General features: G+C 44.1%; 8 protein-coding genes. 1 reads left to right on the top strand and 7 read right to left on the bottom strand.

Features of this window, described 5'->3' with window-relative positions:
• Positions 1 to 14 precede the first annotated feature (14 nt).
• The 7 genes from AC07NA_RS00080 to proB form a co-directional block, all read right to left on the bottom strand.
• On the bottom strand, positions 15 to 419 hold the full coding sequence (locus tag AC07NA_RS00080; protein WP_494894588.1) for a hypothetical protein: 405 nt from the start codon (positions 417 to 419) through the stop codon (positions 15 to 17).
• A gap of 95 nt (positions 420 to 514) precedes the next feature.
• Entirely contained in the window at positions 515 to 2,890 is a 2,376-nt protein-coding gene (gene topA / locus AC07NA_RS00085) for a type I DNA topoisomerase (protein ID WP_494894590.1), read from the bottom strand.
• 131 nt (positions 2,891 to 3,021) lie between these two features.
• Positions 3,022 to 4,110 carry a tRNA 2-thiouridine(34) synthase MnmA gene (gene mnmA, locus AC07NA_RS00090; protein WP_345209784.1) on the bottom strand — a complete coding sequence of 363 codons (1,089 nt, stop codon included), beginning with the start codon at positions 4,108 to 4,110 and terminating at the stop codon, positions 3,022 to 3,024.
• Positions 4,111 to 4,549: 439 nt separating this feature from the next.
• Entirely contained in the window at positions 4,550 to 5,233 is a 684-nt protein-coding gene (locus AC07NA_RS00095; protein WP_494894591.1) for a TIGR02117 family protein, read from the bottom strand.
• 701 nt (positions 5,234 to 5,934) lie between these two features.
• Positions 5,935 to 7,302, bottom strand: a complete 1,368-nt coding sequence (locus AC07NA_RS00100) for an NAD-dependent succinate-semialdehyde dehydrogenase (protein ID WP_494894593.1) — start codon at positions 7,300 to 7,302, stop codon at positions 5,935 to 5,937.
• A 518-nt stretch (positions 7,303 to 7,820) separates the two neighbouring features.
• A complete protein-coding gene (locus AC07NA_RS00105; RefSeq protein WP_494894595.1) occupies positions 7,821 to 9,071 on the bottom strand; it encodes a glutamate-5-semialdehyde dehydrogenase in 1,251 nt (416 codons plus the stop codon).
• 10 nt (positions 9,072 to 9,081) lie between these two features.
• On the bottom strand, positions 9,082 to 10,158 hold the full coding sequence (gene proB, locus AC07NA_RS00110; protein WP_345209780.1) for a glutamate 5-kinase: 1,077 nt from the start codon (positions 10,156 to 10,158) through the stop codon (positions 9,082 to 9,084).
• A 372-nt stretch (positions 10,159 to 10,530) separates the two neighbouring features.
• On the opposite strand from proB, the gene AC07NA_RS00115 reads away from it, so the two are divergent.
• A complete protein-coding gene (locus AC07NA_RS00115) occupies positions 10,531 to 13,479 on the top strand; it encodes a TonB-dependent receptor (RefSeq protein WP_494894597.1) in 2,949 nt (982 codons plus the stop codon).
• Positions 13,480 to 13,543 lie beyond the last annotated feature (64 nt).

Raw genomic sequence — 13,543 nt, forward strand, 5'->3', positions numbered from 1 at the left:
TTCAATAACGACTGTTACTTAATCATAACACCGGGTTTGTTTACAACCGGTAGTTTTATGAGGTTCATATCTACAATGCTTTCGGGCAAAAAAATGAACTTTTTGTCGTAGATATCTTTGCCTATGTAGTAGCTTAACCAGTACTCGTTGGTAAGGCCGAAGGTTTGCTCATCAATAGGCTCTATTATTTTGAACGCGCCCGCCTCAACCTTCGGGAACATGTGGCGCAGGGTAGAGGTTTTTACCTGTTCGCCGTCTTTTTCACCATAGCCTTTCGAGGTGATCAATACATTTTCAATAGCTTCCTTTTTCAAATTGATGAGGTAAACATACCAAACCTTGCTCTCAATGCTTTCGCTTTCCAGCGCCACACCAACAGCAATATCCTGTACTGTATTATCGGGAAGGTCTTTTATCATTTTTAAATGCATTGTGTTGATGGTGGGTGAGTGGCTAACCGGGGGTGATTATTTTATCATAACCTTCCCGATCAGCCACTCAGGCCATCAATTAATTATTTCTTTTTGGCCGCTGCCTTGGCAGCAGGTTTAGCCGCTGTTTTCGCCGGGAACTTCTTTTTGCCTTTTTTAGGCTCTTTATCAGCTTCGGCGGCTAATGCTTTACACTCTTCAAACGTAAGCGTAAGCGGATCTTTATCTTTCGGTATTTTAACGTTCTGTTTGCCAAATTCAATATACGGGCCCCAGCGTCCGTTCAATATTTTTACTTCAGGGTCTTCGTCAAAAGCCTTGATCAACTTCTCGATATCCTTTTTACGTTTCTCATTGATGATCTCGATAGCCATTTCCTCGCTCACATCCAGCGGATCGAGCCCTTTAGGCAATGAGTAGAACGCGCTGTTGTGCCTGATGTAAGGGCCAAACTTGCCAATAGCCACCGTCATGTCCTTATCCTCATATACACCGGCCTTTTTAGGCAGTTTAAACAATTCAAGTGCATCAGCAAGGCTTATGGTTTCTATACTTTGGCCGCTGCGCAGGCTGGCGTATAGCGGTTTGTCTTCTTTATTGTTTTCGTCAACCTCGCCAATTTGCACAAACGGGCCGTAACGACCAATACGTACCGATACCTTTTTGCCATTCTCAGGGTGTGCACCCAAATCACGTTCGCCACGGGCCTTGTCGGCCGTTTCAATGGTGTTTTCTACATCTTTATGGAAAGGATCGTAGAACTTGCGGAGCATATCCGTCCACTCTTTAAGACCCTGGGCAATTTCGTCAAATTGTTTTTCAACACTGGCGGTAAAGTTAAAATCAACAATGCCGTTAAAGTGCTGTACTAAAAAGTCGTTCACAACAGCGCCAATATCCGTAGGGAATAGTTTGTTACGTTCGGCACCGGTGTTCTCCGTTTTTTCTTGTTTCGTAATGTTATCGCCCTTAAGCGTTAACACACGGAACTGCCTTTGCTTGCCCTCGCGCTCTTCTTTCACCACATAACCACGGTTTTGTATGGTTGATATGGTAGGAGCGTAGGTCGACGGTCGGCCGATGCCCAGTTCTTCCAGTTTCTTCACCAAGCTTGCCTCGGTATAACGGGCAGGCGGGCGGGAGAACCTTTCTGTAGCGGTTAACTCTTGCAGATCCAACAACTGACCTTGTGTTAATGGCGGCAATATGGCGTTCTCGCCTTCCTGCTGGGCATCATCCTCATCATCGTGCGATTCGAGGTAAACCTTCAGGAAACCATCAAACTTCATCACCTCGCCATTGGCAACCAGTTCTTCTTTACGTTTTGATATAGAGATCCTTGCCGTTGTTTTTTCAAACTGTGCTTCACTCATTTGAGATGCGATGGCACGTTTCCAGATCAGTTCATACAAACGCTTTTCAGAAGCATCGCCCTCAATAGTATGGGCGTTGAAATAAGTAGGCCTAATGGCTTCGTGAGCTTCCTGCGCGCTGGCGCTTTTGGTTTTGTATTTACGGTGCTGATAGTATTTTTCGCCATAAGCGCTGTTGATCTCCTGCGCCGCGGCAGCCAGCGCTGTGTCAGACAGGTTTACCGAATCGGTACGCATATAGGTAATATTACCCGACTCATACAGCTTTTGCGCTACCGACATAGTACGCGATACCGAAAAGCCCAATTTGCGGCTGGCCTCCTGTTGCAGGGTAGATGTAGTGAACGGCGCGGCAGGCGAGCGTTTGGCAGGACGGGTATCTAAGGAGCGGATATTAAAATCGGCCCCGATACAATCCTGTAAAAATTTCTCGGCATCTTCCTGTTGGGCGAAACGCTCGGGCAGTTCGGCCTTAAAAGCTTCTTTGCCTTTGCCAAATATGGCTACTATTTTAAAAGCGGCTTCGCTGTTAAATTTATTGATCTCGCGCTCGCGTTCCACTATCAAACGCACGGCTACCGATTGTACGCGGCCGGCCGACAATGACGGCTTAACTTTTTTCCATAAAACAGGTGAAAGTTCAAAGCCCACCAATCGGTCTAAAACGCGGCGTGCCTGCTGGGCATTTACCAGGTTGTAGTCAATTTTACGCGGATTTTCAATGGCACGTAAAATAGCCGGTTTGGTGATCTCGTGGAAAACGATACGTTTGGTAGTCGCTTCTTTAAGATTTAAAGTATCGAAAAGGTGCCATGAAATAGCTTCTCCCTCGCGGTCCTCATCGGATGCGAGCCATACCATTTCGGCCTCTTTAGCAAGTTTCTTTAATTCGCTTACTACCTGCTTCTTATCGGCGGGTACCTCGTATTTTTGTTCGAAGTTATTGGCTATATCAATAGCATCTTCAGACTTCACCAAATCACGAATATGTCCGTAACTTGATTTTACGGTGAAGTCTTTACCGAGGTATCCCTCAATGGTCTTGGCCTTCGCCGGTGATTCAACTATCAGTAAATTTTTAGCCATTTAAGCGGTGATTTTTTTGCAAATAAAACATAAAGTAAGGGAAACGCAAACTTAGTTCGCCCTTAATTTTTATATTTTATTAATAAAATAAGTATTGGTATTGTTTGAAACGATAAAAAGCAGACCGCTTTTTACAACAGGAAACCACCGCCAAGGAGGTCGTTACCTTCGTAAAAAACAGCCGATTGACCCGGCGCAATGCCCGATACATTATGATGGAAATCCACCTTCATGTGTTCGCCCATTTGCACAATGCTGCTTTCGGTGCCTGCATCCTTATATCTTATTTTGGTGATGGCCTCAATAGGCTCTTTTATGGTTTCGTATTTTATGAGGTTAAGGTTTTTAACCCAGGCTTGCTTGCGCTCCAGTTCATCGGCTGTGCCTAATACCACAGTATTGGTAGCCGGTTGTATGCCGGTAACAAACATAGGTTTGCCCAAAGCAATGCCCAAACCCTTACGCTGACCGATGGTGTAGAACGGATATCCTTCGTGCTTGCCCACTACGGTGCCATCTGTAAGCACATAGTTGCCCTGGCCTACACGTTCGTCAAGGTCTTCTACCTTGTGTCTTAAAAAGGCTCTGTAGTCGTTATCGGGTACAAAGCATATTTCGTAGCTTTCGCTTTTGCCGGCCAGTTCCATTTGCCCCATATCCAGGGCCATTTGCCTTATCTCCGGTTTTGAGAAACTACCCAATGGGAATTTAGTACGCGCGAGGTTTTGCTGTGATACACCCCAAAGCACGTACGATTGATCTTTATTAAGATCTTTACCACGTGATATTACATGCCTGCCGTTATCATGCTGACGGATGTTAGCGTAATGTCCGGTAGCTATAAATTCGCAATCCAATTTATCGGCACGTTTTAATAAGGCATCCCACTTAATATGGGTGTTACATAAAACACACGGGTTAGGGGTACGACCAGCCAGGTATTCGTCAACAAAGTTATCGATAACGAAATCGCCAAACTCATTGCGGATATCCAGTATATAATGCGGAAAGCCATAACCCACCGCCAAAGCGCGGGCATCGTTAATACTATCCAGGCTGCAACAGCCGGTTTCTTTTGAGCTGCCGCCCGATGAAGCGTAGTCCCAGGTTTTCATGGTAAGGCCTATCACTTCATAGCCCTGCTCATGCAGCATAACTGCCGCTACCGAACTATCAACTCCGCCACTCATTGCCACTAAGATCCTACCGTGCTTACTCATATTGTGTGCAAAGATACTAAATGTAATTTTTAAGCGCTACCAAATTGATATTTTGACTGTTTGGTGATAGGGGAGGCTGGCGGTTCAAGGCGTTATATTTTATGTTTTATGATGATGTTTAGCATTAAATATGTGAGGCAATTACAAGTTACTGGTGCAATTTAAAGTATAACTGAATAAAGCAGATTAGTATTTGGGCGTTGCCTTCGGCCGGGCTTTTCGCTCATACTCCATAGGCCTTAGCCACATTGGCCGGTATCCGCTCCAATCCCTAACGCGAACCAACTAACACCTTGAACCACAAAGAGCACTGAACAATAAGCCCGAATAAGCACACGAACAAGTAGCTCCACAATTCTGTAAATTCCTAAATTCTAAAAATTCTAGTTCAGACATCCTTTAAATTCTAAAAATTCCGGTTCAGACAATCAAATTCAGTTCACCTCCCATACTGATAAAACAATCCCGTATCAAAAGGCGTCCATAAGCAAGCTTTTTGGCCGCAGCTTTTGAGGGCGTTGTTTGTCCAGGTATTGCAGGTATGGAAAATGCTGTAGCTGCCTTTGGCTTCGTAAAAGGCATCGCTGTTACCATAATTGGCATTGGTTGGTATATTCATAAAATGCCGACCGGCATCGGTACGGAAACTACCTTTAATGTAGCTAACCAAACGACCATACTGCGCATTGCTCATCATTATCTTTACCGATGTACTGTCCTCACGTACCTGCTTATAAAAGGTGGCATGCATGGCACTGCTGCCATACCCGCAGGCAGCCCTGCAAGCAACACTTGCTTTCAGGTCGGCCCAGGTAGGTGTTTCGAGGTAGAAGCCTTTATCGCCCCAGCCAAATGCCACATAAGCGGCCGTAGTATCTTTGCCTTTGGTATTGCTGTATTTTATCTCGTCGGTCCAGTTTATGTGTTTGCTTTTTGCAGGCAGCACGAGGTCGGTATGCACGCCGTTGGTGATCAGGTATACCGCCACATCATTGCCGGATCCGGCTTCTCTGTCTACACTGATACGCGATAGGGTATAGGCTGATAACAGATAAATAGGAACAATAGATATGATGCCCAGCACAATCCAGCCGGTTATTTTTAAAGTTTTTTTAATGGTCATAAGTGTATTGAAATAAGGTTGTGATTTGATAATAGGTAACAAGAAATTATTCAGAATAAAAGCTTTACAAAATTCATAATACCGCGACCGTGGCAGTTAACTATTGATTAATAATTATTGTTAACCAAAATATTACTGAATTTATATAAAGTAATTATAGAATATATTCTCGTTACTATAATCTTAATACAACTTATGTAAAAATGTAACCCAATATAATTGTAACAGGAATAAATTGTGTTTTGGAATGATGGTTTTGGAAAGTAAAGAAGCTTAAGGTGGGTTTGTGCTGTAATTAACGTTAGTCTGCTCTTGGGCGCAGTGCCCCATTGCTTTTGAGCCCAAAAGCAACAAAAGGCTTGTCCAGCAAAAGGCTTCTTTGCCGCACAAGGCCATACCCTGCAAATCGTGCAGAACCTGGGGCTGGAACTTTTGCCCCGCCACGCTATTCCTCCCCACGTGCAACAAGTTCCTATGCCCGCCTTTGCGCTCGTGGGCTCCACAGTTCTGCCCGCTTTCACCCGAAGCTGTTTGCTGACGAAAAAGAAGCAACTTTTCAAAAGTTGTCAATCCTCCCTTTATATATAAGCCTTTAGATTGTGCATCCTTCAATCAATCCCCTCGAATTCTGTAAATTCTTAAATTCTGAAAATTCTGATTCAGACACTCTTAAATTCCAAAAATTCCAGTTCAGACAACCCCTACGCTATAAATACCGTTTTAATATTCACAAACTCATGTATACCGAACATGCCTAACTCACGGCCGTAGCCGGATTGTTTGATGCCGCCGAAGGGCAGGCGTGGGTCTGACTTTACGAGTGAGTTTACAAAGCAGGAGCCTGCTTCTATAAGGGTGGTGGCAATGAGTTCGCCGCGTTTTTTATCTTTAGTAAATACCGCCGATCCTAAACCGAACACACTTTTGTTGGCCAGGCGAATGGCGTCGTTTTCGTCTTTAGCCGAAATGATGGCGGCTACCGGCCCAAAGAGTTCCTCCTGGAAAGCGATATTGCTGTCGTTTACTTTGGTTAATATGGTAGGCGGATAAAAAGCGTTAACACCTTTGGGTATTTCGCCGCCTAATATACATTTGGCACCCTGCTTAACGGCCTGCCTTACCTGCTTGTGTAATTCATCGCGCAGATCGATACGTGCTTGCGGGCCAACATCTACCCCTTCTTCAAACGGATCGCCCATCTTTTTGGCTTCCATTTTTTGCAGGAATAACTTGGTAAACTGTTTTTCTACCGATTTTACTACGATGAAGCGCTTAGCCGCAATGCAGCTTTGCCCACCATTAATAAGGCGACTGTTTACACAGGTTTCGGCAGCAAGTTCCAAATCGGCATCCTCTAATATAATATATGGGTCGCTGCCGCCCAGTTCTAATACGGTCTTTTTTAATAAAGAACCTGCCTTTTGCGCTACCTTAATACCGGCGCCTGTACTGCCAGTAAGCGTGACGGCCTGTATATGTTTATTGGCTATAATGGCATCTACCTTGCTACTACCCACCAGCAAGGTTTGAAACACATGCTGCGGAAAACCGGCAGCCTTTACAATATCCTGAATGGCCAATGCGCAACCGGGTACATTTGAGGCATGTTTAAGTACCCCGCAATTGCCCGCCGCCAAAGCAGGCGCTAAAAAGCGGAACACCTGCCAGAAGGGAAAGTTCCACGGCATAATTGCCAGCACCACACCCAACGGCTGAAAACTGACGAAGCTTTTTGAGGCATCTGTTTTAATCAGCTGGTCTTTTAAATGTTCGGCAGCGTTGGTTGCATAATATTCGCATACGGCGGCGCATTTTTCTATTTCGGCTACACCTTGTGCTAATGGCTTGCCCATTTCAAGTGCCATTAGTTTTGCCAGTTCGTCTTTACGTTCGGTTAACACGGTGGCCATATTGTTGAGCAGGCGACTGCGCTCTTCGCGCGGGGAGGTGCGCCAGTTGAGCCAGGCGGTATGGGTTTGCTGTATTTTTTTGTCGACCTGCTTATCGCTGTGCGCGCTGTATTTTTTGATGGTTTTGCCGTTAGCGGGGTTGATAGAAAGGATCTCCATGGTAAAATATTATGATGATAAAAACACGTTTCTGATAAATTGTTTCGCGTCATTTTAAATGTTCACCAAACACCAATAATTGTATTTTTTACAAAAAACGATGAAAAATACGATTTACCTACTCCAAAAAGCATGTTTTCAGCGCTTTGGGGAATGTGTGAATTTCAATGTTAGAACATGTTTGTTGCATTTTTAATATTAAAGAAAAGCATATTTCGACACTATAAAATTCACATTACTTTTTTGTTAAAATATTGCTAAAAGTGCGACGTGCTATTGCATTTTTTTCGGTAGAATATAGATTTGTTATACCCTAATTCAATAAGACAAATGGAAACAATAAACCACTTGACGATCGAGCAGAAATTACAAGGTGTTATACTTGTGGTTATTTGTGTGTTGGCAACTGTGAACTACCTGATTTGGTAACTGATAGCCACAAAACTAATCTGGGGAGCAAGTTTACTTGCTCCCCAGATTTTCCAAACTAAAAACTGAATACTTAGTACTATATATTTTTAAGGATTACGCACCTGTCCGTTGCCTTTAACTAACCATTTATAACTTGTTAATTCTTCCAGTGCCATTGGGCCCCGGGCATGCAGTTTTTGAGTACTGATGCCTATTTCGGCTCCAAGGCCAAATTGCGCGCCATCGGTAAAAGCGGGGGAGGCATTTACGTATACCGCCGCGGCATCAACGAGGTTTAAAAAACGCTCGGCGTTTGCCGCGTTTTCGGTGATAATGGCCTCGCTGTGTTTTGAACTATTTACGGCGATGTGTTCCAGCGCGGCATCAAAGCTGCCTACCGTTTTTATGGCCATTTTATAATCGAGAAATTCTATCCCGAAATGCTTGGCTTCAGCCTGCTTTAAAAGTTCGGCAGGGTAGTGGCCTTGCAATACCTTGTAAGCCGGTTCGTCGGCAAATATCTCCACCTGCTTACCCGCCAGTGGCAATGTAATAGCTGCAAGGTCATTTAAACGCGACGAATGGATAATAAGGCAATCGAGCGCGTTGCATACGCTTACCCTGCGGGTTTTGGCATTAAATACAATATCGGTGGCCTGTTGGGTATCGCCGCTTTCATCTACATAAGTATGTACTATACCTGCGCCCGTTTCAATTACGGGTACTTTGCTATTATCGCGCACATGGTTGATCAGGCCCTGGCTTCCCCGAGGGATGAGCACATCTACATAGCCAACTGCGTTTAGCAAAGCATCGGTAGCTTCGCGTTCGGCAGGGAGCAATGTGGCCACGTTGATATCGATATTGTTGGCTTCGAGTACCTGATGGATAATGCTGATGATAGCCCTGTTAGAGAAATCGGCATCGCTGCCGCCTTTTAATACCGAAACATTGCCTGTTTTAAAGCAAAGCGCGAATACATCAAAGGTAACATTTGGTCTTGCCTCGTAAATTACTCCCACCACGCCCAACGGCACGCTTACCTTTGAAATGGAAAGGCCATTTGGCAGATCGTTCGAGGACAATACTTTTCCTAACGGACTTGCCAGCTTAGTCACACTGACAATATCTGCCGCTATGCCTTTAATACGGTCGGAGGTAAGTTTAAGCCTGTCGTATTTCGGGTCGTTCACGTCCATACGATCAAGATCTTTCTTGTTTTCGGCAAGTATGGTATCGGTAGCTGCAATGGCAGCATCGGCAATTTCGATTAAAACTTTGTTAATGGTATCGTTTGATACAGCCGCGATGGTTCTGCCTGCGGCAACGGCCTTTTCAAAATATCTGGTATAGCTCATTGGTTCAATGTTATTGTAAATAAAGGTAATCATAATGCACCAGTGCCTTTTGGTTCTTTTGGCCAAGGCGCTCTTTCGCTTTTTCGGCACCATACTCGGCAATGCCTAAACCTACCAGCGCGTTATGCTCATCAACGAGTTTAATAATATCACCTTTTTTAAAATCGGTTTTTATTTTAGATATGCCCACAGGCAACAGGCTGGTGGCTTTGCTCGAATTAAGCGCCGCCTTAGCGCCCGCATTTATTTCAACTATACCCGTAGCCGATGTTTCGGAATGAGCTATCCATTTCTTTTTGCCCGATGCCGTTTTATGCGGAATAAAGCGCGTATGCGGGGCTTTGCCTTCCAGTATGTCTGTAAGTATGTTTTCTTTGGTTCCGTTGCCTATATGTACGGCAATGCCCAATTGAGCCACCTTTTGGGCCATGTGAGTCTTGGTGATCATGCCGCCACGCCCAAACTGCGACCTGTCCGACGATACAAAGGAGGAGAAATCCACGCCTTTATTATTGATCTCCGCTATCACTTTTGAAGTATCCAGTTTAGGGTCGCCATCATAAATGCCATCTACATTGGTTAAAATGATCAGCGCCTGCGCGTTCAGCATAGAGGCGATCAATCCGGCCAATTCGTCATTATCGGTAAACATTAGTTCGGTTACCGATACCACATCGTTTTCGTTCACCACGGGGAGTACCTGGTGCTGTAGTAAAAGATCGAGGCAGTTTTTGATATTAAGGTAATGCAGCCTGTCCCTAAAATCTTCTTTGGTTACCAATACCTGCGAGCAAAGCATCTCGTGCTTTTCAAATAGGTTAGCATAGGTATTGATGAGTTTTACCTGCCCAATAGAGGCCAGTAACTGACGCGCCGCCACGGCATCAAATTTTTCAGACACGGTGATCAAACTTCTGCCCGAGGCTACCGCGCCCGATGATACCAATACCACCTCGATACCTTGTTTTTTAATAGCGGCAATTTGCTCAACCAGGTGGGTAATCCGTTTCAGGTCGGGCAATCCGTTGGGTTGGGTGAGTACGTTTGAGCCTATTTTTATAATAATTCGATGGTAATTGAATGACATTTTAATGAAATAATGTTGAAATCAATCAAAAATGCCTGTTTGTATGCCTTTATGACTGAATGTTGGCTAATATCTGAAATTTATGGTCTGTTTTTATCTATATGTGTATAAAATGGTATTATTTGTACATAAAATGAACAATTTTATAATTATTTGAAATAAATATTGTGTGTTAAAATATTATTAATATTTTTGTCTACCAAATCCATAGGAAATGTATAATACAACCACCGGCACCACTTTCTATTCATCTTTAAATATGCAAGGCCAAACTGCATGCTGTTGTTGCTGAATCCCCCTCTTTTTTCTTCAGTATACAACATTTTTTAATTCAACTCACAATCAGTAACTCTAAACTTTAAACTATTTTTAATGAAAATTTTTACTCAATCTTTTAAGATTATTGTGCTCTTTTTAGCCCTTTTACCGGGTGTAAGTTACGCGCAACTCAATGGCAGCTATATACTTAGTGGAAAAGTTAACGACGATCAGGGTAAAGCCCTTGAAGGCGCAACCGTAGCCATTAAAGGTACCACTACCAGCACCTCTACCAATAAAGAGGGGGTATTTAAAATTACTACCAATGCTAAATTCCCTTACACTTTAGTGTTTACCACGGTAGGTTACAAACCACAAGAATTTTTAATTGAAAACGCCAATAGCGCGCTTAATGTACAACTGGTATCGCAATCGTTATTAATTAACGAGGTGGTAGTAACCGCTTCGCGTAAAGAGGAACGTTTGCTGCGCTCACCGGTAGCTATCGAAAAGTTGAGCATCAACGCGCTCAAGCAATCGCCCGGCCCAAGCTTTTACGATGCATTAGAGAACGTAAAAGGCGTGCAGATGACCACTACCAGTTTAACCCTCAAAGTGCCTAATACAAGGGGTTTTAACAGCCCTAACAACTTCAGGTTTATGCAGTTGGTTGATGGTGTTGATATGCAATCGGCTACATTAGGTGTACCACTGGGTAACGCTATTGGCCCCACCGAGCTGGATATTGCCAGCATTGAGGTAACCCCGGGTGCCGCGGCCGCTTTATATGGTACCAACGCGCTTAACGGTTTATCAAACTTATTAACTAAAGATCCTTTTATTTACCAGGGTTTCAGCTTTTACCACCGCACAGGTGTTAACCATGTTGACGGCAGAGGTATAAGCCCAAGCCTGATCACTGAGGATGCTTTCCGCTATGCGAAATCATTCAATGATAAATTTGCCTTTAAAGTGAATGCAAGTTACTTGCAGGGACAGGATTGGCAGTCAAATACCCGTAAAGATCAAAACCCTTCTAACCTTAAAACAGCCAATCCGTTATTCCCGGAACTTACAGGCGCCAACAACACCGCTTATGATGGCTGGAATAAATATGGTGACGATGCCCTTGCAGGCAGTAATACGGTTGTTATCCGTGGGCTTACCGTTGATGGTGTAGCACGCCCGAACCTTACCGTGGCCCGTACAGGTTACAATGAGATTGATTTGGTTGATCCTAAAGTAACTAACCTTAAGTTAGACGGTAGTTTGTTTTACAAATTGAATGAGAACACTACCTTATCGTATACCTATCGTTACGGCCGTATGGATGGTGTTTTTCAACGTGGTAACAAAATATCTTTACAGGGCGCAACTGTACAAAACCATAAACTGGAGCTGAAAGGCAAAGAGTTTTTAGTACGTGCCTATGAGTCTATCGAAAATACCGGCGACTCATACAACGTAAAGCCACTGGCCGATAACCTTGATCTTTATAACAAAAGCAACTCTGCATGGGGTACCGCTTATAAAAACGCCCTTACCGCTTATGCTGCTGCAAATGGCGGTTCGCTAACATCGGCTAACCTTGCCGCTGCTACACAGGCTGCCCGTATTGCCGCTGATGCAGGTCGTGCAGAACCGGGAACACAGGCTTTCAGAGATTTGAAGAAAACCATTACCGGTATCAATAACTGGGATATTAAATCGAGCCTGATACCTGATGCCCCTGTAACCGGTGGTGCGGCTTTGGTACAAAAAAGCCACATGTACAACGCCGAAGCGCAATGGGATTTAACAAACCGTGTAAAAGTGGTCGACCTGTTGGTTGGCGCTGATGCCCGTATTTACCAGATCACGCCTGATGGTAACAACTTTGTTGACTTTACCCGTTCAATTGCCGATAGAAATACCGAATTACCGGGCGGTGGTTTTGGCGATAACGTATACTATAAAAAATACGGTGCCTTCGCGCAAGCTACCAAAACCTTCTTTGATGAGAAGTTGAAACTATTCGCTTCAATCCGCGGAGATTACAACCCTTACTACGACCCTAAATTTACACCTCGTTTGGCAGCGGTTTATTCGCCAAACACTAACCATAACTTCAGGTTCACCTTCCAGAATGGTTATCGTTTCCCATCATTGTTCGAGGCATTATCTTATGTAAACAATGGTCGTGTTAAACGTGTGGGTAGCTTACCTTTAATTAACGAAGGTTTAGGTTACCTGGAGAACAGCTACACGCAATCATCAGTAGTAGCATTTAACGCAGCTGTAAATGCAGCCACTACCGGCAGCGGTACTGATGCAACAGCTTTAGCCAACAAAGGCTTGCTGAAGGTAGCTAACCTGCCTGAAGCCCGTCCGGAGCAGATCACTTCGTACGAGGTAGGCTATAAAGGTATCTTCTTCGATAACAAGATCTTTTTCGATATTGATGCTTATACCAACCGTTACAATGGTTTCTTAGGCCAGGTGCAGGTGTTTGTACCAAACGGTGTTAAGGTTGGTAGTGATGAAGCTGTATTAGCCATGCTTGATATTAACCGCGACCCTACAACCGCTACTGCCAATAACGCGGCAAGCTTAGGCCAAAGCCGTTACCGTGTATATACCAATGCTAAAAACATCTACAACAACTACGGTTCATCGGCAGGTATCACTTATAACTTTTATAAAAGATACACCATATCAACCAACGCCAGCTTCAACAAAATGCAATCGCAGGAATCCGCCGATATCTTCGTTACCGGTTTCAATACACCAAAATGGTCGGGTAACGTATCATTCGGTAACCGCGAAATTGTGAAGAATGTTGGCTTTAACGTGGTTTACAAATGGCAGCAATCTTTCTTATGGGAGAGCCCGCTGGTTACAGGTACAGTGGCCGCCATCCATACATTTGACGCGCAGGTTAGCCTTAAAGTGCCTACCTACAATGCAACATTTAAAGTGGGTGGATCAAACCTGTTCAACAAACAATACATTCAGTATGCCGGTGGCCCAACTATTGGCGCGCTGTACTACGCATCAGTTACGCTGGATGGCTTGTTGAAATAATTTGGTTTTTATTTATTCGTTTTTATAGTTTTTAAGCGGGTGGGAGCGATTCCTGCCCGCTTTT

It is taken from the genome of Mucilaginibacter sp. GW821-FHT07G05, assembly GCF_059418565.1.

Coding starts and splice junctions, on each gene's coding strand:
- AC07NA_RS00100 (WP_494894593.1), bottom strand. CDS start 7,302: ATGGAGATCCTTTCTATCAACCCCGCTAACGGCAAAACCATCAAAAAA.
- AC07NA_RS00115 (WP_494894597.1), top strand. CDS start 10,531: ATGAAAATTTTTACTCAATCTTTTAAGATTATTGTGCTCTTTTTAGCC.
- topA (WP_494894590.1), bottom strand. CDS start 2,890: ATGGCTAAAAATTTACTGATAGTTGAATCACCGGCGAAGGCCAAGACC.
- AC07NA_RS00080 (WP_494894588.1), bottom strand. CDS start 419: ATGATAAAAGACCTTCCCGATAATACAGTACAGGATATTGCTGTTGGT.
- proB (WP_345209780.1), bottom strand. CDS start 10,158: ATGTCATTCAATTACCATCGAATTATTATAAAAATAGGCTCAAACGTA.
- mnmA (WP_345209784.1), bottom strand. CDS start 4,110: ATGAGTAAGCACGGTAGGATCTTAGTGGCAATGAGTGGCGGAGTTGAT.
- AC07NA_RS00095 (WP_494894591.1), bottom strand. CDS start 5,233: ATGACCATTAAAAAAACTTTAAAAATAACCGGCTGGATTGTGCTGGGC.
- AC07NA_RS00105 (WP_494894595.1), bottom strand. CDS start 9,071: ATGAGCTATACCAGATATTTTGAAAAGGCCGTTGCCGCAGGCAGAACC.